The following is a 21569-nucleotide window of genomic DNA, read 5'->3' as shown; positions in this document are numbered from 1 at the left end:
TTCAGGTCAGCAACTGTCGGCAAATGTCGATGAACGTAGCGGCCCAACCGGCCAGCAGGGCAAAGATGGCGAGCCAGACGAAGAGCAGGAAATGCCAGTACATGGCGCACAGTTCGACGCCGAGGCGAAGCCGCTCGGGTCGTGCTCCGTTCCATGCGCCGACGGTTGTTCTGCCCAGGCCCACCAGCCCGCCCAGTATATGCAGGCCATGCATGCCAGTGATCAGGTAGAAAAAGCTGTTGGCCGGATTAGAGCTTAGCAGATAGCCATCTTCGGTCATCTGCCGCCATGCCATGAGCTGTCCGATCAGGAAGGCAAGCGCCGTGAGCCCGGCCGTGGCAAGGCCAAGCCTGACCATGTCGATCTGACCGTTGCGTGCCGCCACCACGGCGCATTGCAGCGCGATGCTGCTCAGGACCAGCACGCCTGTGTTCAGCCAGAGCAGGCGCGGCAACGGCAGAGGCCGCCAGTCCGACAGGCCCATGCGCATGAAGTAAGCGCTGGTGAACAGCGAAAATAGGCAGCCGACCACGGTGAGGAAGACGCCGAGGCCGATCTTGGCGGTGGGCAGCGCCGACCGGTCGAGGCCGACAAGATCGCCGGCCAGACCTTGCTCGAGCCATGGCTTGTTCGTCAGCCTCTGGTGCGAAAGCCACCATCCGGCAAAACCGGCGATGACGAGCAGGAAGACCAGGATGACGCTCATGCCTGCTCCCTCGAGGGGCCGAAGGAGCCCGGCATGTTCTGCGGGATGAAATCCTCCTTGGCGCCCGGTACGCTGTAGTCATAGGCCCAGCGATAGACGATAGGCAGGTCCTTGCCGAAATTGCCGTGCGCCGGCGGTGTTTGCGGGGTCTGCCATTCGAGGGTCGTCGCCCGCCACGGATTGCCGCCGGCCTCGCGGCCATGGCGGATGCTCCAGATCAGATTGAACAGGAACACCATTTGGGCAAAGCCGACGATGAAGGCCATGATGCTGATGAACGAGTTCAGGTGGTGGGCCGACTCCGTCATGATGGTCATGTCGGTCAGTTCAGCGTAGCGCCGCGGCACGCCCATCAGGCCGAGGTAGTGCATGGGGAAGAAAATCAGGTAGGCGCCGAGGAACGTGACCCAGAAATGGAACCGGCCCAACGTCTCGTTGAGCATCCGGCCGGTGACCTTCGGGTACCAGTGGTAGATCGCGCCAAAAACCACGAGGATCGGGGCGACACCCATGACCATATGGAAGTGGGCGACGACGAACATCGTGTCGGACAGCGGAACATCGACGACGACATTGCCGAGAAACAACCCGGTCAGCCCGCCATTTACAAAGGTGACGATGAACGCCAGGGCAAAGAGCATGGGTATGGTGAGATGGATGTCGCCACGCCATAGGGTCAGCACCCAATTGTAGACCTTGATGGCGGTCGGAACGGCGATGATCAGCGTCGTGGTGGCGAAGAAGAAGCCAAAATAGGGGTCCATGCCGCTGACATACATGTGGTGCGCCCAGACAACGAAGCTCAGCGCGCCAATGCCGACGATGGCCCAGACCATCATGCGGTAGCCGAAGATGTTCTTGCGTGCGTGGGTGCTGATCAGGTCGGATACGATGCCGAACGCCGGCAGCGCCACGATGTAGACCTCGGGATGGCCGAAGAACCAGAACAGGTGCTGGAACAGGATCGGACTGCCGCCATTGTGCTGCAGTTGCTCGCCCATCTCGGAGATCGCCGGCATGAAGAAGCTAGTGCCGAGGGCGCGGTCGAGCAGCATCATCACGCAAGCGACGAACAGCGCCGGGAAGGCGAGCAGCGCCATGACGGTCGCGGTGAAGATGCCCCAGACGGTCAGCGGCAGGCGCATCATTGTCATGCCGCGCGTGCGGCCCTGCAGCACAGTCACCACATAGTTCAGGCCGCCCATCGTGAAGCCGATGATGAACAGGATCAGCGAGGAGAGCATCAGGATGATGCCCCAGTCCTGGCCGCCTGGTGTGCCGCTCATGATGGCTTGCGGCGGGTAGAGCGTCCAGCCGGCCCCGGTCGGTCCGCCGGGCGCAAAGAAGCTCGACACCAGAACCAGCACGGCGAGCAGGTAGATCCAGTAGCTCAGCATGTTGACATAGGGAAAGACCATGTCACGCGCGCCGACCATCAATGGGATCAGATAGTTGCCAAAGCCGCCGAGGAAGAGGGCGGTGAGCAGGTAGATCACCATGATCATGCCGTGCATGGTGATGAACTGGTAGTAGGCTTCCGGTGTGATGAAGTCGAACGTACCGGGGAAGCCGAGCTGCAGCCGCATCAGCCAGGACAGCACCAGGGCGACCAGGCCTATTCCCGTCGCCGTCGCCGAATACTGTATGGCGATGACCTTGGCGTCCTGCGAGAAGACGTACTTCGTCCACCAACTGTGCGGATGGTACAGTTCGACTTCCGCGACTTCGGCCGGCGGGATGCCATCTGCAGGCGTGATGTCGACCATAGGAACACCTCCGTGTCCTTTTCAGCGAGACCCGACCGTTTCGAGCTTTGCTGCAATTTTCAAACCTGACGCCGCCGTGTTGCCCGGCGCCTGGTCTGCCGAGCCCGTTTGCTGGGGTGCCGACAACTGGGCGAAAGTCTGCTGCTGGCCAAGCCAGGCCAGGTAGTCTTGCTGGGTGTCGACCATGACCACACCATGCATCAAAGGATGGCCTTGGCCGCAAAGTTCGGCGCACAAGACCTGAAAGGTTCCGGTTTTGGTCGGGGTGAACCAGAAATAGGTGACCGAGCCCGGGATCATATCCATCTTGGCGCGGAATTCCGGCACATAGAAATCGTGCAGCACATCGATCGAGCGGAGCAGCATCTTGACCGGTTTGCCGACCGGCAGATGCAGATCGGCCGCCTCGACCACGACATCGTCCTGACCATTGGGATCGCTGGCGATCACGCCCAGCGGATTGTCAGCGGTGACGTCGCGGGTGTCGGATGTGCCAAGCTTGCCGTCCTTGCCGGGCAGGCGGAAACTCCACTGCCACTGCTGGCCGACGACTTCGACGTCGGTTGCGTCGCTCGGGACGTTGACAAACCGGCTCCAGACGAACAGGCCGGGAACCAGCAACGCCGTGACCCCAACCGCGGTGACGATAGTCAGCCACGATTCGAGCCGTTTGTTCTCCGGTTCGTAGGCGGCCCGGTTTCCTTCCCGATGACGGAAGCGGAAGACGCAATAGGCCATGAATAGAACCACGGCGGCGAAGACGACGCCGGTGATCCAGAAGGTGATGATGATGGTGTTGTCGATATAGCTCCAGTTGGAGGCAATCGGCGTCCACCACCATGGGCTCAGGAGGTGAAACAACACCGAGCCCACGACGACCAAAACGAGTACAAGCGCTACGGCCATGTCCCGTCCTCCCGGCATTCGAGGGCGCGCGAAGCTGTCCCGACCAATGCCAAGGTCATCATGCTTGATTTGCGATCGGAATTCCAGAGCCGACTATCTTGACGGGAAAAATGCCGTCTTTTGCCGCCGCGACCCTTCGAAAAGCCCGTTTCCGGATCAGCAGCAGGCCGTTCATGCTGGATTGGCCTTTCCGCCCGATGATGTTGCCGCCGCTAGCGGCACCATTTCTGGACGGCGATTGCAATTGCCTTTGTACAATCGACGAGATCGCGCACCGAGACGCGTTCGTTCGGCTGATGCGCTTGCGCCGGATCGCCAGGACCGAAGTTGACGGTCGGGGTGTTGCCAAGGCCGGTCGGCAGGCCGATGTCGCTGTGCGCGCCAAAGCCACTCAGGACCGGCGACAGATTGGCTTGCTTGACGGCCTGCTGGAAGACGCCGACGAAGGGATTGTCCGACGGAATCTCGGCGCAATCCGCATCGAGGATCCACTCGACCCGGGCAGGATGCTGGCGCAGATAGGGATCTGCCTGACAGACATTGGCGATATGCTCTTCGATTTCGCGCTTGACGTTGCCGCCCAGCTTGAACTCGTCATGCTCGCTTGGCAGATACTGCGCGTCGATGATGATCTCGCCGCGCCCCGCCATGGAGGAGGGATGTTCGCCGGCACTCATCTGGGTGACGATGATCTGATTCGGCAGGTCCATCAAAGGATGGTTCTTCTTCGGATCGAACATCCAGCGCCGGTTGAGAATATCGATGCCGTCGAGGATTTGCCGGCAAAGCTGGACAGCATCGACCGGGCCGCTCGAATACCAGGCATTCGGCGTCAGTTCCGCGTGCCCGCCTATGCCGTCGATGATGATCCTTCCCCACAGAATGCCGTGGCAAAGCGGTGCGATTTTGTTTGCCGTCGGTTCGGTCATGATGCCAGCGTCGGCGTGAAAGCCGCGATCGACCATGGCGAGCGAGCCCATGCCACCGATTTCCTCATCGACGACGGTGGTGAAGACGACGTCGCCGGACAGGGGAATGTCGAGCTCCTTCAGGATCTCGAGGGCCATCAGCATGCAGGCGACGCCGCCTTTCATGTCGACCGTGCCGCGGCCGTGCAGAAATCCGTCCTTGAGGACTGGCTGGAACGGGTCGGTCGTCCAATGGCTGGCGGCGCCCGGCGGGACGACGTCGATATGGCCGGTAAGCATGATGGAACGTCCGCCGCCCGTGCCCTTCAAGACGCCGCCGAGATTGGGTCTGCCCTCGAACGTCCGGCCCTTGTTGGCGCCGGCGCGCCCCTTGTATTTTTCGTAGAGCGCCGGGCCGTCCGGATCCCACAGATCGGTCGAGAAGCCGAGCGCCTCTAGGCGCTTTTGCAGATACAGCTGGCAATCACGCTCGCCGGGGCCGGCATCCCTGGGATTCGATTTCACGATCGAGGGGAAGGCGACGAGATCGCTCAGCGTTTCGACGATGCGATCGGCGGTTGCCTCGACGCGCGCGGCAATGATCTCTTCCATGGACGGCATTATGATCTCCAACGTTGGGAAAGTCGGTCGGCGAGAAGGACGAAAACAAGAAGGGCGCCGACAATTCCCACCTGCCAAACCGTGTTGATGTTCAATTGCAGAAGACCGGTCTTCAGCGTGACCAGCAGCAGGACGGCCGCGAACACGCCGCCAACGCCCCCACGTCCGCCGGTGATGGCTATGCCCCCGAGCATGGCGGCAGTCAGCGATTCGAGCTCGAGGTTCTGGCCGATATTGGGCCTGCCGCTGCCGAGCCAGGCGATCGAGACGAGACCGGCGGCGCCGGCAAGTGCGCCACTCAAGGAGTAGAGAATGAAGCGAACCCGGTCGACCGGAATGCCGACCAGTCTGGCCGAGCGTTCGTTGAAGCCCATCGCGTAGATCCAGCGCCCCCAGGCGGTCGAGAGCAGCACCAGGCCGGCAAGCGCGAAGCACGGGATCGCAAGGGTGAGAAAGGGCACTGGGATGCCCATGACGACGCCGCGCCCCCACAGGAGCAGCCAGGAGGGCACGCCCGCCTGCGCCGCGCCGCCGGTGACGGCAAGAGCAACGCCGGAATAGACGAAGAATGTGCCCAGTGTCGCAATGAAGGGCAGGAGGGCGAGCCCGTTGACCAGCCATCCGTTCAAGGCGCCGAGCATCGCGCCGGCAAGAATGCAGACGACAGGCAGCAGAACGGGCGGCAAGCCCAACTTGACGGAAAGCATTGCAACGATGGCGGAGAGCGAGACCGCGCCGCCGACCGACAGGTCGATGCCCGCGCCGCCGGCCAGGATGACCAACCCCTGTCCAAGTCCAACCAAGGCCAGGATCGTCGAGAATTGCAGGATGGTGGTGACGGTGCCGAGATTGTAGACCGAAGGCTTGAGCACCAGCAGGCCCAAGATCACGATCAACCACAGCCCGCACAGCAAGGCCAGGGTGAGGGCCGGGCCCTGCAGATTCCTGAGCGTCTTCATGCGCGGGCTCGCAGGAGCTGGACCAGAGGGAAGCGATTGGAAACGGCTTCGAAGCCAAGCACGCCAATGATGAGAATGCCGGTGACGACAGGCTGCCAGAGAGAAGGGACACCAATCAGAAGCAATCCGTTCTGGAGAATTCGCAGGAGAAGCACACCGAGCACGGTGCCGATCAGGCTGCATCTACCGCCCAATATGCTTGTGCCGCCGAGTATGACCGCGGCAATGGCATCGAGCGCCAGCGTGCTGCCGATCGTCATTTCCACATTGCGGTAGGTGGCGACATAGAAAGTGGCGGCGATGCCGGTCAGGACGCAGCTGATGACGAAGGTCATGAAGCGGGTCTTGATCACCGGGATGCCTGACAGCCGCGCCTTTTCCTCCGAATTGCCGATCGCCAGCAAGTGCAGCCCATAAGGGGTTCGCCGCAACGCCAGCCAAACGGCCAGATAGGCAATCGCAATCACCAGGGCAGGGACGGGGACGCCAAGCACGGTGGTTGCAAGCAGATTGGTGAGGCTCGAGGGCAGGCCGGAAAGCCATTGCCCGCCGAGAAGGACGAAGACAGCGGTGCGGTAGACGCCGAGCAGGCCAAGCGTTCCGACAATCGCCGGAACGCGGCCGAGGACGACGACGGTGGCTGTAACACACCCCAGCAGCGCGCCGACCATGGGGCCTGCAACAAGCGCCAGCAGCGGATTGCCGCCGGCACCAAGCACGCGACCGATGGCGATCGCCGCGAGCCCCATGACGATGCCGATCGACACATCGATGCCGCCCATGGCGAGCAACAAGGTCATGCCAAGGCCGATCAGCAGCAGTTCAACGCTGTTGCGCAGGACCGTGGCTGCATTGCCAGAGGTCGCGTAATGGGGCGATACGACAGAAAAGAGGATGATCGCCAGCAAACAGGCGACAAGCAGAGACCACTCCCGCCCGTTCATGGAGAAGATACCGTTTCCAAACTGTCGCACCGCGTACATGCCGGAGCTCAGAAGTTGAACTTGTCGACGTTGTCCTTGGTAAAGACAGCCGGCGGTCCGAGCAGCAGAATGCCCTTCGCGGCATCGTAGGTGACCGGCTTGTCGAGGCCGGCAATCTTGTTTTCCGCCTCGAATGCCTTGCCGTCGATCAGCTGCTTGCCGGCCCAGACGGTGAGATAGCCAAGCTGCTCGGGATCCCACAGCACGGTGAAGCCGAAGGCGCCGCTCTTCAGGTAGGAGCGTGCCGTGTTCGGACTGCAGTAGCCCGCGCCGATGACGGAGCCGATCTTGCCGGCGGTCTCGATTGCCTGGGCAACACCCGGGCATGTCGAGGATGCGACTGCGATGATGGCCTTGATATCGGGGTTGGCGGCCATGAGATCGCCGGAGATCTGCGCGGCGCGCTCAGCGGTGCCACCGGCGAATTGCGGCGCGAGCAGCTTCAGCTTCGGATATTTGGCGGCTGCCTCTTTCTGCATGAAGCCGATCCAGGCATTGAGATTGGACGCCGTTGCTTCGCCGGAGACGATACCGATCGTCGCGTCCTCGCCAACGCGCTTGACGAGTTCGTCGATGATCGTCGTGCCGAGGCCTTCGTCGGTCGCCTGGGCCACATAGACCGCGCGGCCGCTGTCGGGCGCATCGCTGTCGCTGGTGAACAGCTTGATGCCCTTCGCCTTGGCGCTCTCGACAACAGGGGCGATGCTGGAGGCATCAAGGACGCTGACCGAGATCGCCTCGACACCCTGATCGATCAGGTTCTGGACGATCTGCAACTGGTCGACCGGGTTGGTGTCGACGGGACCGGAATAGATGAAATCGACGCCCAGATCCTTGGCGGCGCGATTGCCGCCGGCTTCCATGGCGTTGAAATAGGGAATGCCTATCAGCTGCGGGACGAAGGCGACCTTGTGTTTGTCCGCGGCGTGCGCTGCCGTCGCAACGACGAGTGACAGTGCGGAGGCTGCGAGCACTTTCTTGAACTGTGAAAGCATTGTGGTTTGATCCTCTCTGGAAATGACGTGCGTTTCAGTTTGGTTTTTCAAGCGCCCGCACGTCGGGATGAGCGCCTGTTATGAGCGAAACGACTTCCTCGTGATTGGTCTCGGCCGCCAGCCGTTCGGCCACCTTGCGGCCGCGCCGGAACACCACGATCCGGTCGGCAACTTCGAAAACTTCGGAAATGTTGTGGCTGATGAGGACGACGGCACAGCCACGCGCGGCGAGCCGCCGCGTCAGCGCCAGGACCTTGCGGGTCTCGGCGACGGCAAGGGCTGCCGTCGGCTCATCCATGATGACCAACCTGGCATTGAGATTGAGCGCCCGGCAGATGGCCACGGCCTGGCGTTGGCCACCCGACAGGCTGCCGACCGGTGCTTCCGGATCGGAAATATGGGCGTCGAGTTCTTTCAGCAGGCCATCGACGCGCTGGCGCATTTCCTTGCGCTTGAGAAAGGGTATGCCCAAAATGGAGCGTTTCAATTCACGGCCGAGAAAGACGTTTTCGGCAATCGACAGGTTTTCCGAGAGCGCCAGTTCCTGGAAGATCGTCGCGATCCCCGATGACGCTGCATCCTTGGGCGAGGAAAAAGCCACCGGACTGCCCTCGATGACCAGTTCGCCATCGCTGGGCGGATGGGCGCCCGCCAGGATCTTGATGAAAGTCGATTTGCCCGCGCCGTTGTCGCCGAGCAGCGCCAGCACCTCGCCGGAGCGGATTTCCAGGTCGACATTGGCAAGCGCGGTCAGCGCGCCAAAGCGTTTGGCGATGTTCCTGGCCACAAGAAACGGTTCTGTCATGGCGGTTCCCCCGGCGACTGCGGTTGGCTAGACGGCCTTGCTGACCCAGCGGAGCACGTTGGTCCAAAGGCGCGCGTAGCCGGGCCATTCGACAAAACTGTTTGGCAGCCAGTGCGGACCGATATCCGACGTCCAGACCAGCGTGCGCCCTTCGCCATGACGTCCGGTGACCAGCAAGGGATGGCTGCCCTGGTCCTGCGGCAGCCGCGCCAGAACCTCGACATCGTCCCGATCGCGAGCAACGACCTCGTTGGCGCCGAGCAGCAGCGGCCAGTCGCCTTCGATGCCGGCAAAAATCGGATGATCCCTGGGGCCAATGATCGAAGGCCGAAAGCCTTCGGGAATTTCAAGCCGGTCATCGTTGGGAAGGCAGGTCACCGGCAAGGCATCCTCGACTGCCGTGCGATGCCAGCGGGCCTTGCCGTCGATGCCCTGGAAGCTGAAATAGCCGCCGATCATGATCAGGCCGCCGCCAGCCAGCGTCCAGTCGCGCAAGAGTTTGACGCGGTTGGGGACCGTCTTGCCGTGCAGCCAGACATCGGGATGGAGCAGGAGCGAGTTGGCGCCAATGTCGGACAGGATGATCGCCTTGTATTGCGACAGGCCCTCCATGGTGAAAGGCAGCTTCTCGACAGCCTCGTGGGCCGGCATGTAGTCGAGATCGAATTCACTGTCTTTCAAGGCGTCAACCAGAGGCGTTGCCCCGAGATGAAAGGTGACGCTGCCGAACTGATCGAACCCCTTGTAGTGGGTCGCCGAACTCACCCAGCTCTCGCCGACCAGAAGGACTTTCGTTTTCGTCATGACCAAACTCTCCTGATGTCGCCAGATGGGATGGCTGTCTGCTATAGGTCGAAAAGTCGATAAGCCATTGATTCAGCTTGCTATCATGGCCTTGTTCTCCAAGGCGGCAGCCTTCAATGTTGCAAAGTCCGCAATGTATCCTTGCGCGCCTTCGACCGTTGTCGTCAGGCTCGCACCAATCGCCGCATGGCGGGCGGCATCGTCCAGCGACGCGCCGTGCAGCCACAGGCTGAGGAAGATTCCGGCAAAGCTGTCGCCAGCGCCCGTCGCATCGACGCGATTGACGGGCAGTGCCGGCACCTCGATCTGCGGGCCGCCGTTTGCCGGAAATACGACCGCGCCAAATTCGCCGAGGGTGAGCACAACCGTTCCGCGCCGCTTGATGCGTGACAGCATCAGCCGCACCTCTTCGATCATTGTCGCCATCCGGGTGCGAAAGTCGAAAATCTCCCGCATCATCACGTCGTTGATGAAGGTCAGGTCGATCTGTCTGATCATCTGCGTGAAGGTTTCCGGCGTGCGCGCGCTTTTGGGCAGGCCGGCAGAATGCAGGCTCACCTTCCATCCGGCCTGATGAAAGCGCGCGATGGAAGCGGTCATCGTTTCATAGTGAAAGCCCTCGATGTGAAGGCAGGCGGGACGTTGCTCGGGCTGGATATCGAGATTGGCGGTCAAATCGACCTCGCCAAGCTCAAACGGTTCGCTGATGATCGTGCGGCTGCCATTGCGCTCGATAATCACGATCGCCTGCGAGAGGCGGTTGTTGGGCGTGCTGCGGATCGGCAAGGCATGGACGCCCAGTTTCGAAAGCGCGCCGAGCGCCCAGTCGCTCTCGGCATCCTCGCCGACCGCTGTCGCCAACTCCACGTCAAGAGCGTAGGGCGCTCCGACGCCGGCGGCAGCAACCGCGAGATTGGCCGCTGGCCCGCCCAACGCCTTTTCGATGTGGCTGGCGGTGATCCGGTCGTCGCGATGCGGCAATACGTCGACCCGGCACAGGAAGTCGACGCTCACCCGGCCAGCGACGAGAAGCCTTGGCAGATGGTCCAGATTTTTTGGCCTGCGTGGCGCGCGGCCCGGCAGCGAGCGCGCAAACGAGCTCGGCCGGTACATCAGTGCGGCAACCGCCTTCTCGATGCGGTCGCGCGTGCCTTCCTTGAGGCCGGCCGTCCCATTGATGAAGTTCGACACCGTTCCGATGGAAACACCGGCGGTTCGTGCGACATCCGCTATGGTTGGGCGCTTGCGTTGCAATTGCCTGGTTCCGATTGAAGCGTTTCAAACGGTAGCAGCGGATATGCCGCCCCTCAACGAAATTATCTTCTAAAGAATGGGAGATTATTCTTCACACTTGGAATACTGTCCTGAATTGAAGCTGATTTCTGGATCGCTCTTTCCGAAATTGAACAATTTTCAAATTTTCAGCAAAGAGATTGTGCATACGAATTTTCTGCATCTTATTCGATCGGCGTGGCCGATCGGGCGTTCGGCGCAGGTCCGATTTATCGGCAATGGATCACGCCGGGGGCGCGTTAGCGACCGGCTTTCTTCTCAATGGCCTGGAAACGGCAATGCCGCCGGGCAAAGCCCGGCGGCATCTTTCTCTGACTGCTACCGCAGTTTGGGTCGCGATGCCTACGGTGTCTCCGCCGCTTGAAGCGCGGCGGCCATTTGGTCGATCTTGTCGGCCAGGACACCCTCGGCCCAAGCCGTGACATCGGCGTCGACAGGCTTGTTGGCCATGTCCGTCAGCGCCGCGTCGAGCGATGCCGGATCGGTGCCGACCGTTGCCGCGTCAGCGTCCGCCTGGGCCTGGGCGGCCTTCGCGTTGTCGGCGTCGACAATGGCCTGCTGAGCAGTGATCTGATCCTTCAGGGCCTGGATTTGTGCAGGCGTGGCGGACGGGTTCGCCTGCAGCGCGGTCAACTGCGCATTCAGGGTGTTCAGCTGAGCCTGCGCGTCGGCCGCTGTGGCGGCCGCCGCGTCAGCCGCGGCCTGGGCGTTCTTGGCTTTCGCGGACTGCGTCACGAAGGCCTGAATGGCAGCGAACTTCTTGCTCTTGGAGTTCATATAGGCGTTGATGTTGCGCTGCAGCGAGTTCAGCCGGCCGAGCTTGGCATGGATGTTCTTGTCCTTGGGTACGGACGCGACCTTGGTAGTCGTATCGACCGTGGTGTCCGCCTTGGCCACATGCCCTGGGGCCGATGCGGACTTGCCATGCGACGCCCCGCTCTTGCTATGCGAAGCCCCACTCTTGCCATTGCCATTGCCGCCGGCATTGCCACCGCCGCCATTGCCGTTGCCACCACCGTTGCCATTGCCACCGCCGTGCCCGTTGCCAGCGAGCGCCGGAGACGCCAGAAGCGCCAATGCGGCAAGCGCCGCGAACAGAGTTTTTCGGTTTGTCATGGTGTCTCCTCGGGAATCGCCACCTCCGCCCAACCGCTAAAGCAGCGTCGTATGAGAAATCGCTAATTGTGCGGAGTAAACTTTAGACAAAAGCGGTTTCAATCTGCGATCTGGCAGCCTGCATGCGCCATAATTATTTGATATTCCATACAAATCGACCGCTGCGGCACTGAAGTCCCATGCCTGCCAGACCATAGTCCTAGCTGCCAACCAGCGGCACGGTGACGATCGTCGAGTGGTCTGTCGGAAAGGCGTTGAAATAAGGAAGTCGGTGGGCGCGATCCAGCGCGGCGCCACTCACCTTGGAAACCGGTGCCACCTCTTCGGGGTATGGGCTTTGCGACGTAGGCGCACCGCTCGCCGGCCTCGGATTGACGCGCGACTCTTTCGCTGCAAAGGTATATTAACGATTTGTTTACCAGCGTCAGTCATGGCTGGGAATTGGGGGAAATTTGGAACCGTTTCTGGGTGCCAACCGACTTAATTGGGATGATCGGGCCGAACTGCATTCGACCGACACAACAGGCAGCTACCAGATCGAAAATGTGCTGGCAGGCGGGTCCAATCTCTATGAACTGGAAACGGGCGAGGTCGGTGATATTGTCGGCAAGGATGTCGTCCATTTGCAATGTCATATCGGGCTCGACACGATCAGCTTGAAGAATCTCGGCGCGGGCAGCGTGACCGGCCTCGACTTTTCACCGATGGCGATCGCAGCTGCGCGGGATTTCGCTGCGAAGGCAGGCACTGACGTACGCTTCGTGGAAGCGCCATTATTCGAGGCGGTCGAAGCGCTCGGCCGGACCTTTGACATCGCTTACGTTACCTGGGGTTCGGTAAACTGGCTGGATGACGTGTTCCGCTGGGCGCGGGTTGTTGCCGATCTTCTGCGACCAGGAGGCCGGCTCTATATGGCCGAGGGCCATCCGTTGATGTTCCAGTGCGATCGCAAAGCTGCGGCGCTGGAGTTGAAGCACGACTGGCGGACGCCAACAGCTCGACCACTCGCCTGGAACGAGGAACGGACCTATACCGGCGACGACCGCGTCTTGAAACATCCTCGCTATTATGAGTGGATTCATCCGATCAGTGACGTGGTGAACGCGCTGATTTCAGCGGGGCTGACGCTCGATTTTCTGAATGAGCATGACACGGTTTCGTGGCAGCACTTTTCATTTGCAGTGAGGGCCGGCAAGGATATGTACGGCTTGCCAAAGACCTCTCCCAAGATCCCAATGGCCTATTCTATTGGCGCGACGAAGCGTAGCGTCGGCAAGGTACCATATCTTGTTGCTCCTAAAGCGATTGAGGGCCACTAGCCGCACTGTTGAGCATGGACGACAGACCCGTCGCCTGAGCTTCTCTGCTTGAGGCAGACCTGCTCGTGAATGGTCAGAAGCGGCTGGACAACCGGCAGAAACTCCTGACAAGCAACCATCGCCGAGGCTTCTCGTCTGAACGGTGATCCCATCGATTCTCTGAAGTGCAGCCCGTAGTCCTTCAGTATCGCCCAGCTATGGTGCCGACAACTTAGCTGCGTCAGTGGCCGAGGCAGCGTGAAGATGTCAAGTGGAGCCGGCGGCTAAAGCGCGTCGCGTCGAAACGGATTCATGCGGCGCGCTTTAAGTCTTTGTTTCCATGCATGTCGTTGCCTCAAAACCGGGGCCACTTTTGAGCGACATGCATTAGTTCCAACCATTCCGGAGGGACCGGGAACGACATCAACGGTCGGAAAGTGCAAAGTTTTCAGGACTGTGAAGTTCAAAATTAATTAATGAAAGCTAATGTTCCATCGGCGGGTCGATCCGAGAACCTGAATAACACAGGGGAGTTTCACCCTATTGGCTCTTTTCGGCGCTAGGTTCGGCGGCATAAAGGATGCCGTTTTTTCCTCGGCAAATATTCCGGCCGCAGTGGCGGTTTTGGTTATTGTCATCAGCGCAGCGTATGCCGACCATCAGAACAAAATCGTCTCGGACCAAGCCGCCCGCGCGGATGTCCTGGTCAAGGTCAATCTGATCCGCGCCAAGCTAGAAGGGAACATCAACGGAAACCTTCAACTCGTGCATGGGCTAGTCGCGACGGTCGTGACAGAACCCTATATGGGACAGCAACGCTTCGCTTCGCTCGCGAGCAACCTGTTTGGCGGGGACTCGCAATTGAACAATATTGCCGGCGCGCCCGATCTGGTCGTTTCCTTGATGTACCCGCTAAAGGGCAACGAGAAAGCGGTGGGCCTCGATTACCGAAAGGACGATCGGCAGCGTGAGGCCGCGCTACGGGCGCGAGACGAGCGCAAGTTGATTCTTGCCGGTCCCGTCGACCTGAAGCAGGGAGGCCAAGGCTTCGTCGGCCGTTTTCCGGCTTTCGTGCGGAGTGCGGGCAACACGGAAAGGTTCTGGGGCATCATTTCCGCCGTTGTCGACGTGCAGCGCCTTTACAAGGCGAGCGGCCTGTTTGACGATGATCTCGGGATTGACATCGCGCTCATCGGTAAAGACGCCCTCGGCCCAAGCGGAGATCAATTCTACGGCGATGCGGGCGTCCGCAAAAGCAATCCAGTGACGGCCGAAGTTCTGCTCCCGTCAGGTTCGTGGCAGATCGCAGCCATCCCCAAAAATGGCTGGCCTTCGACGCCCAGCAACGCGTGGTTCTTGCGCGCGATCATGGCCGCGGCCGGGGCGCTGGTTGTGATCCCATTCTTGGTCACAGGTCGTCTGATTGGCGAGAGACAGCGCAACTATGCGGAACTGCGTCGATTGTCGAGACGCCTAGAACTCGCTTTGGAGGCGTCGGCTATTGGCGTTTGGGAACACGATCTCGCGACCAATGACCTGTCGTGGGACGACCGCGTCAATGAAATATATGGCAAACCCAGCGATGGAGGACGTCGCGGCTACTCGGATTGGGCGGGCGCAATTCACCCCTTGGATCTAGCCGGCGCCAACGCAGATTTCGACAGTGCTGTGGCCAGCCGCGGAACATATTCGTCGGAGTACCGGATTGTTCGTCCGGATGGCGAGATTCGTCATGTCCGATCCAAGGCGACCATATACCAAGCCCCAAACGAGACGCCCAAAATGATTGGTGCGGAATGGGACGTGACAGCTGACGTCCTGCTAAACAGCGATCTGGTTCGCGCGAAACAATTGTCCGAGTCGAAAAATGCAGAACTCGAGGCGGCCAAGGCGCGCATAGAGCATATCGCGCTTCACGATTCGCTGACCGGTTTGCCCAATCGTCGTTACCTCGACCAGCTGTTGGAAGAGTACGCAGCAAACGCCAGGCGCGACGGCGGTTATGCGGCCCTGCTTCACATCGACCTGGATCGGTTTAAGCACATCAACGATACGCTTGGCCATGCTGCGGGTGACGCGATGTTGGTTCACGCATCTGCCGTCCTCCGATCCAAGGTCGAGGATGGGGGATTCGTCGCTCGGATCGGAGGAGACGAATTCGTCGTCCTGTGCACGGTGTATGACGATATCAAGCAACTGGCGCTGCTGGCTGACCGCGTCATCAGCCAGATGAGCGAACCCGTTTACTACCAGGGCCATCGATGCCGTTTTGGTGTTAGCGTGGGAATTGCAGTCGACAACGGAAAAGACGCCGAAGCCAAGCACCTGCTGGTGAACGCCGACATCGCGCTTTACCAAGCCAAGAGTCGTGGGCGCAATCGACACGAATTCTTCACTGAGGCGATGCAAAGCGAAATCGTCGACACAAAGCGGATTGCCGACGAAGTTCTCGGCGGCCTTGAGCGCAACGAGTTCATAGCCTTCTACCAGCCCCAATTTAGCGCAAAAACGCTCGAAATTGTCGGAGTCGAGGCGCTTGCGCGATGGAGACACCCAAAGAAGGGTATTTTAGCGCCGGATGTATTCCTAAGAATTGCAGAAGAACTAAATGTCGTCTCGATGATCGATCGAACCATACTGAACCAATCTCTTTCAGATTTTGAAGACTGGTCTGCTGCGAATCTTCATATACCGCGTGTATCAGTTAACGTTTCGGCGCGACGCCTCCAAGACGAAGAGCTTATAAAGAGCTTGACAGAACTAAATATCAAGAAGGGAACAGTTTCGTTCGAGCTTGTTGAGTCAATTTTCCTTGACGAAAACGATGATTTGGTAACTTGGAATGTCGATCAGATTAAGCAACTCGGCATTGATATAGAGATAGACGATTTTGGTACGGGCTATGCCTCCATAGTCAGCCTACTCAAGCTACAGCCTCGCCGACTGAAGATTGATCGGCAGCTGGTCATTCCAATTGTCAACTCGCCGCAACGAAGGCAGGTTGTTTCGTCGATCATTGAAATCGGCAAGTCCCTGGGTATCGAGGTCATTGCGGAAGGCGTCGAGACGATGGAGCACGCACGGGTACTCAAGGGCTTGGGCTGCGACATACTGCAAGGCTATGCCTTCGGGCAGGCGTTGGATTCCGATGGCCTAAAGGCCTTTGTTCGATCTCGGCGTCTACGCGCGGCCAGCTAGGTGTCAGACCCGGCGTTTGACTGGCACGATTGGGTCGACTGGGCTATCCCCGCCTTCGGCCATTCCCGTGGCCGCGCTGGTGCATCATTTCGTGCTGAAGGAAGAGCTGCTCGAACGCATGCTCTTCAGACGTGGCAGCAATAGCGCACCCCGGGGACTGCCGCATTAGCCCGGTTCATTCAGGGCAGCAACAAGACCTAAAGCGCGTCGCGTTTGAGCGGATTCAAGCGACGCGCTTTAGGTCTTTGTTTTATGCATGTCGTCCTCCCAAAACCGGGGCCACTTTTGGGCGACATGCATTAGATCAGCAGCAGGCCCTTCATGCTGGAATGGCCTTTGCGCCCGATGATGATGTGGTCATGCACGGCGATGCCCAGTCGCTTGGCCGCGTCGACAATCTCCTTCGTCATCTCGATGTCGGCGCGCGACGGCGTCGGGTCGCCTGACGGATGGTTGTGGATCAAAATACTATGATCAGATTCGTCATATCTATCAAATGCTTGCATGCCCATGCTGAAGAGGTGGTGCCGTTAACTGGGGCATGTATCGAGTGACCAGTGGTGATCTTTCATGGTTGGGCATGATCGCAATTGCTCAGTACTCTGACGTCCCGATCAACCACGGATTCCGAACGCCTATCTATCTAGCCAGCGACCTCGGAACGACTGAACTGCCTCTCTGCTACTCTGACGGTGCCGCCTTTTCTCGCGGCAGTTCGCGTGTGGGTCTGCAGACGACGAGGATCGATTTGTCCCAGCGATCCAACTCGACGCCCGGATAGAGGATTGCTTTGCCGATCTAAGGAACGATGGCCCGATCCGCGTGCAACGCCAGTTGCGAAGAGTCCCTTCGCTTACCTGTCCGCGATAGCGAGCGATGACTTCTTCAGGGGTGAGGTAGTTCGGGTCAGGCATGGGCGTTATGGATAGCAGAGTTGTGCAACAGCTTGTTGCACCCGCGACCCCGTCGGATCGAGACCTGAGGAGAATGCCGACGCCGTCACCGCGGACTTCTCGTCATGACCCGAAGCTGCCAATGAAGGGCTCAGGCGATGATGACCGCTTTGCGCCTAATGTCGGCCGTTGAGATCAGCTTTGCCGCTCACTGAAAGCCGACATCCCAAGTGATCACTCTGGTTCGTGGTCGCGCCGCTAGTGTTGAAAAATCCGGGCATCGACGAACCAGCATCGAAGATAGAGTTTCATTCCTCGGGAAGGCTTGTTGCGGAATCAGGAATCGCCGTCAGAGCCGCAGCGAAATGCCGTTCTAAGTTGATGCCGTGTGGGGCTGCGAGGCCCCGCCTTTGGAGTCTCGTCGCCAAGGGACTTGGAGTTACGTTGCTATCACCTTCACCCACTCGCGACCGGGGACACGCATTCGGAATGAAGTGGATCTTTCCGGCGTAGTCGCGCGGCATCCCGGGAGGGGGCCAAGCCGAACTGACGCGCATACTCTCGGCTGAACTGGTTCGGACTTTCATAGCCAACACCAAAGGCGATGGATGTGGCGCTGCCTTCTCCGGCAATGAGAAGAGATCGAGCGTGAAGCAAGCGCACACGCTTCTGGTATTGTAGAGGGCTGAGCGCGGTAACCGCTTTGAAGTGACGGTGGAAGGCGGAGACACTGAGAGCCGCCATATCCGCTAAAGCCTCGACGCGAAGCGGCTTGGCGAAATTCTCCCTGATCCACAGGATGGCGATACCGATCCGCGAAAGAGCGGTGTCGGGAGTCGCGATATCACGAAGCATCCAGCCAAGCGGCCCCTGAAGCACACGGAATAGGATCTCGCGCTCGTAGGCCGGTGCAAGGGCCGCGACCTCGTCCGGATGATCAATTAGCCGGAGAATGCGAACCCAGGCATCCAGAAGTGCGGGCGTCACCGGTGCGACAGAGAAACCGGGGCTGTAGAGCTCGCCCCCGGCAGGTTTGGGCAGATCGGCCAGCAGATTCGCGACGATGGCTGGCTCCAGCGTCAAACTGATCGCCAGATAGGGTTCTCCGTTTTCGGATGGATACACTGAGCCGACCGCCGGCAAGTCGACTGACATTACAAAGTAGGTCGCGGGATCGTACCGAAACGTCCGGTCGCCCACTGTCATGGTCTTTGATCCCGCCAGGATCAGGTTGACCATAGGATCGTAGACGGCGGCGAGTTGATGCTCGGGGATCTCGCCCTGCACCATTGCGACGCGCGGAATACCCGTTTCGGTGAGGCGGTTCTCTGCTCTGGAGGCCAGTTGCCGGAGTTCCTGAAGCTGTGTGTCCATAAGCATCGTTGTTTCACAGCAGCGTGCCGCAATCAATCACGAAGCAGGAATAGGCAACATTCGAAGAGAATCGTGAGAGCGGTCGCGGGGTGTCTACGGCTATTAACTGATCATTCCAATCCAAGGAGAACCAAATGAGTATCGTCATCATCACTGGCGGCAGCCGCGGTCTCGGCGCAAGTGTAGCGGTCCAGTGCGCCCAACGCGGCATCGACGTCATCCTGACCTACAACAGTAACCCGGACGCAGCCGCGAAGGTCGTCAGCGCGGTTGAAGCGGATGGCGGCAAGGCGGTCGCCTTGAAGCTCGACGTCGGCGACAGCGCGACATTCCCGGCGTTTCGCGATGCAGTCCTCAAGACCTTCAAGGCTTGGGGTCGCGCGGACTTCGACTTCCTCGTCAATAATGCCGGCTACGGTCTCTACAACCCGATCGCGACCGTGACCGAGGATGAGTTCGACGGGCTGTTCAGGATCCACCTCAAAGGGCCGTTTTTCCTGACGCAGACGCTGCTACCGCTGATGGCCGAGGGCGGACACATTATCAACGTGGCCAGTGCTACGAGCCGGGTCGCCACCGCCGGCGTTGCGCCCTACGCCTCCTTCAAGGGCGGGCTTGAAGTTCTGACGCGCTACATGGCCAAGGAATTCGGAGAACGTCGAATCCGCGCTAATTCCATCGCGCCGGGGGCCATACGTACCGAGCTTGGCGGCGGGCTGAACGACGAGTTCGAAGCCCTGCTTGCCAGCCAGACCGCCCTCGGACGCGTCGGTGAACCGGACGATATTGGCTGCATGGTCGCCAGCCTTTTGTCCGACGACAATCGCTGGATCAATGCGCAGAACATCGAAGTGGCCGGCGGATACATCATCTAAATCGGGAGAACCTTATGCTCGATCACATCTTTCTCACGGTCAGTGACACCGATCGTTCGATCGCCTTTTACGCGAAGGTAGTCCCGATCCTCGGATCACCAACCCCCTCGACTATGACGGCAAGGATGGCCCGGCGGGTCATGCAGACCTCAAGGGCTTTGGCGCCAGTGGGCGAATGTTCTTCTGGCTGAAGCAAGGGACAGCTGCGCCCGGCGCTGTGCATGTCGGCTTCGCGGCAGATTCCGAAGCGATGGTGAACGATGCCCATGCCGCCGCATTGGCCGCTGGGGCGACCGAGATCCATCCACCCGGACCGCAACTTCACTACGATCCCCGCTACTACGCCGCCCAAGTCAGGGATCCGGACGGCTACAGCCTCGAGTTCGTCCACAAGAACTGGCAGCATGGGAGTTGAATGCCATGACCGAAAACAGCGCTCTGCGCGCAACGGTGGACACGTTAATTGGCGCCACCAATGCCTTCGACGTTGAAGCCGCCCTGGCTCTGTTCACGCAGGATGCGGTTATCGACGATCCATCGGTGGGCGAGAGGTTCCTCCGACATGCCGGCATCCGGGACTACCTGGAGCGGTTCTTTGTCGGCTATCACACAGTCACCCGTGTCCAATCGGTGGAGTTCCTCAGCCAGGCCCAGGCTCGCGTGCGGGTCGATTTTACCGGCGACTTCGGTCACGAGATCGGATTTCTGGAGATGTCCATCGATGCCGATGGGCTGATCGTTCGCATCGACGCTCATCTCGAATGAGTCGACCGGCCCTAGGCTTGCCGCTCCGCCGGGAGGCAACAGGCCGCGAAGCCGACAAGAAATTCTCTCCGACCCACAGCCTCAAATCTACCCTGCCATTGCTTTGCGCCGGTCCAAGACCCGGACGGCCCCGAATTTGTTTACAGGAATTGGCAGTATCAACGTGAAGAACCTGATGATCTTATGGCGCGAGTGGCTATACCCGCCGGAGATTTCAGCGTCTGCTAAGTGTCAGCTGCGGCTATCACGACTGTGACCTACACGTCCGCTCTTACCTATTGAACGCCAGAAGCTGCCAGTCCGCTTTCGGCCAATCTCAGTCATCCGATCACAGGCAGAGGCGTGAAATCGGCGTTGCATTGTGGGGCAGGGAAGGGCGCATTTCTTCCCCCAAATAACGACCTCACAGGACAACTGGCTAATTTCGTTTTCTATCAATCCGTCGCGCGCCAAGTTTGGCCCGCGACAGAGATGCTCAAGTCACGCATTTTAAAAGCGATTTTGATTCGAGCGTGACGCGGCGTGATCCAGCATGCCCGACGGGTATCGAGCGGGTTCGTTGTGGATCAAAAGACTATGATCAGAATCAGCATATCTATCAAATGCTTGCATGCCCATGCTGAAGAGGTGGGGCCGTTAACTGGGGCGTGTGTCGAGTGACCACTGGTGATCTTCCACGCTTGGGCATGATCGCATTTGCTCAGTACTCTGACGTCCCGATCAACCACGGATTCCGAACGCTTATCTATCTAGCCAGCGACCTCGGAACGACTGAACTGCCTCTCTGCTACTCTGGCGGTGCCGCCTTTTCCCGCGGCAGTTCGCGTGTGGGTCTGCAGACGACGAGGATCGATTTGTCCCAGCGATCCAACTCGCCGCTCGGATAGAGGATTGCTTTGCCGATCTTGAGGAACGATGGCCCGATCCGCATGCAATGCCAGTTGCGAAGAGTCCCTTCGCTTACCTGTCCGCGATAGCGAGCGATGACTTCTTCAGGGGTGAGGTAGTTCGGGTCAGGCATGGGCGTTATGGATAGCAGAGTTGTGCAACAGCTTGTTGCACCCGCGACCCCGTCGGATCGAGACCTGAGGAGAATGCCGGCGCCGTCACCGCGGACTTCTCGTCGTGACCCGAAGCTGCCAATGACGGGCTCAGGCGATGATGACCGCTTTGCGCCACATTTCGGTCACCCCGGCCGACTTGACCGCTTACTAAAAGCGGACATTGCTGGTGTCGACGCTGAGCTCGCGGTTGGCGCCATGTCCAGACCTACGGATCGCCATCAGAACTGTCGCGCATCGACC

The 21569-nt window shown here is 59.8% G+C and carries 19 protein-coding genes and 1 pseudogene; 6 read left to right on the top strand and 14 right to left on the bottom strand.

The genetic code is table 11. From position 1 onward, the window contains the following. Position 1 precedes the first annotated feature (1 nt). The 10 genes from B5V02_RS28455 to B5V02_RS28410 form a co-directional block, all read right to left on the bottom strand. Complete coding sequence (locus B5V02_RS28455; RefSeq protein WP_111547359.1) at positions 2 to 706, bottom strand: cytochrome c oxidase subunit 3; 705 nt, start codon at positions 704 to 706, stop codon at positions 2 to 4. Next, positions 703 to 2472: a cytochrome c oxidase subunit I gene (ctaD, locus tag B5V02_RS28450; RefSeq protein ID WP_111547358.1), complete on the bottom strand. Its 1770-nt coding sequence runs from the start codon at positions 2470 to 2472 to the stop codon at positions 703 to 705. The genes B5V02_RS28455 and ctaD overlap by 4 nt, the downstream gene beginning before the upstream one ends. 21 nt (positions 2473 to 2493) lie before the next feature. Continuing rightward, on the bottom strand, positions 2494 to 3378 hold the full coding sequence (locus B5V02_RS28445; protein ID WP_111547357.1) for a cytochrome c oxidase subunit II: 885 nt from the start codon (positions 3376 to 3378) through the stop codon (positions 2494 to 2496). A 212-nt stretch (positions 3379 to 3590) separates the two neighbouring features. Beyond that, positions 3591 to 4907: a M20 family metallopeptidase gene (locus B5V02_RS28440; protein WP_111547356.1), complete on the bottom strand. Its 1317-nt coding sequence runs from the start codon at positions 4905 to 4907 to the stop codon at positions 3591 to 3593. Beyond that, the gene (locus tag B5V02_RS28435) at positions 4907 to 5866 is read right to left on the bottom strand and encodes an ABC transporter permease (RefSeq protein WP_111547355.1); all 960 of its coding nucleotides are present in this window, start codon (positions 5864 to 5866) and stop codon (positions 4907 to 4909) included. The genes B5V02_RS28440 and B5V02_RS28435 overlap by 1 nt, the downstream gene beginning before the upstream one ends. Then, the gene (locus B5V02_RS28430) at positions 5863 to 6849 is read right to left on the bottom strand and encodes an ABC transporter permease (protein WP_111547354.1); all 987 of its coding nucleotides are present in this window, start codon (positions 6847 to 6849) and stop codon (positions 5863 to 5865) included. The genes B5V02_RS28435 and B5V02_RS28430 overlap by 4 nt, the downstream gene beginning before the upstream one ends. An 8-nt stretch (positions 6850 to 6857) precedes the next feature. Continuing rightward, on the bottom strand, positions 6858 to 7844 hold the full coding sequence (locus tag B5V02_RS28425; RefSeq protein ID WP_111547353.1) for an autoinducer 2 ABC transporter substrate-binding protein: 987 nt from the start codon (positions 7842 to 7844) through the stop codon (positions 6858 to 6860). Between the two features lie 34 nt (positions 7845 to 7878). Beyond that, positions 7879 to 8649 carry an ATP-binding cassette domain-containing protein gene (locus B5V02_RS28420; RefSeq protein ID WP_111547352.1) on the bottom strand — a complete coding sequence of 257 codons (771 nt, stop codon included), beginning with the start codon at positions 8647 to 8649 and terminating at the stop codon, positions 7879 to 7881. Positions 8650 to 8676: 27 nt separating this feature from the next. After that, the gene (locus B5V02_RS28415) at positions 8677 to 9453 is read right to left on the bottom strand and encodes a glutamine amidotransferase (RefSeq protein WP_111547351.1); all 777 of its coding nucleotides are present in this window, start codon (positions 9451 to 9453) and stop codon (positions 8677 to 8679) included. 72 nt (positions 9454 to 9525) lie between these two features. After that, positions 9526 to 10644, bottom strand: coding sequence for a PfkB family carbohydrate kinase (locus B5V02_RS28410; RefSeq protein WP_245446276.1), 1119 nt, complete (start codon positions 10642 to 10644; stop codon positions 9526 to 9528). Positions 10645 to 10822: 178 nt separating this feature from the next. On the opposite strand from B5V02_RS28410, the gene B5V02_RS40215 reads away from it, so the two are divergent. Next, entirely contained in the window at positions 10823 to 11110 is a 288-nt protein-coding gene (locus tag B5V02_RS40215) for a hypothetical protein (protein ID WP_146606164.1), read from the top strand. On the opposite strand, the gene B5V02_RS28405 is transcribed toward B5V02_RS40215, so the two are convergent. Continuing rightward, positions 11089 to 11862 carry a hypothetical protein gene (locus B5V02_RS28405; protein ID WP_111547349.1) on the bottom strand — a complete coding sequence of 258 codons (774 nt, stop codon included), beginning with the start codon at positions 11860 to 11862 and terminating at the stop codon, positions 11089 to 11091. The genes B5V02_RS40215 and B5V02_RS28405 overlap by 22 nt on opposite strands. 452 nt (positions 11863 to 12314) lie before the next feature. Here B5V02_RS28405 and B5V02_RS28400 point away from each other — a divergent pair, with 452 nt between their 5' ends. Both B5V02_RS28400 and B5V02_RS28390 read left to right on the top strand, forming a co-directional pair. Further along, positions 12315 to 13181 (top strand): class I SAM-dependent methyltransferase, encoded by an 867-nt coding sequence (locus B5V02_RS28400; RefSeq protein ID WP_111547348.1) that lies wholly within the window; start codon positions 12315 to 12317, stop codon positions 13179 to 13181. A gap of 594 nt (positions 13182 to 13775) precedes the next feature. Next, positions 13776 to 16358, top strand: coding sequence for a bifunctional diguanylate cyclase/phosphodiesterase (locus B5V02_RS28390; RefSeq protein ID WP_111547635.1), 2583 nt, complete (start codon positions 13776 to 13778; stop codon positions 16356 to 16358). Positions 16359 to 16657: 299 nt separating this feature from the next. Here B5V02_RS28390 and B5V02_RS28385 read toward each other — a convergent pair. Together B5V02_RS28385 and B5V02_RS28375 are read right to left on the bottom strand one after the other, a co-directional pair. After that, a pseudogene (locus tag B5V02_RS28385) lies at positions 16658 to 16825 on the bottom strand (JAB domain-containing protein); the annotation flags it as partial. A gap of 882 nt (positions 16826 to 17707) precedes the next feature. Then, positions 17708 to 18625, bottom strand: a complete 918-nt coding sequence (locus B5V02_RS28375) for an AraC family transcriptional regulator (RefSeq protein WP_111547633.1) — start codon at positions 18623 to 18625, stop codon at positions 17708 to 17710. A gap of 134 nt (positions 18626 to 18759) precedes the next feature. On the opposite strand from B5V02_RS28375, the gene B5V02_RS28370 reads away from it, so the two are divergent. The 3 genes from B5V02_RS28370 to B5V02_RS28360 all read left to right on the top strand — a co-directional run bounded on the left by B5V02_RS28370 (position 18760) and on the right by B5V02_RS28360 (position 20265). Further along, positions 18760 to 19500: an SDR family NAD(P)-dependent oxidoreductase gene (locus B5V02_RS28370; RefSeq protein WP_111547347.1), complete on the top strand. Its 741-nt coding sequence runs from the start codon at positions 18760 to 18762 to the stop codon at positions 19498 to 19500. Positions 19501 to 19675: 175 nt separating this feature from the next. Then, positions 19676 to 19915, top strand: coding sequence for a VOC family protein (locus B5V02_RS41960; protein WP_245446244.1), 240 nt, complete (start codon positions 19676 to 19678; stop codon positions 19913 to 19915). A gap of 5 nt (positions 19916 to 19920) precedes the next feature. Then, positions 19921 to 20265, top strand: a complete 345-nt coding sequence (locus B5V02_RS28360; RefSeq protein WP_111547632.1) for a nuclear transport factor 2 family protein — start codon at positions 19921 to 19923, stop codon at positions 20263 to 20265. Between the two features lie 787 nt (positions 20266 to 21052). On the opposite strand, the gene B5V02_RS28355 is transcribed toward B5V02_RS28360, so the two are convergent. Continuing rightward, positions 21053 to 21286, bottom strand: a complete 234-nt coding sequence (locus B5V02_RS28355) for a DNA-binding protein (protein WP_111547346.1) — start codon at positions 21284 to 21286, stop codon at positions 21053 to 21055. Between the last annotated feature and the right edge of the window lie 283 nt (positions 21287 to 21569).

This window comes from Mesorhizobium kowhaii, from assembly GCF_003253745.1.
Classification (GTDB): domain Bacteria; phylum Pseudomonadota; class Alphaproteobacteria; order Rhizobiales; family Rhizobiaceae; genus Mesorhizobium; species Mesorhizobium kowhaii.
This window is presented reverse-complemented; position numbering and strand designations above follow the sequence as displayed.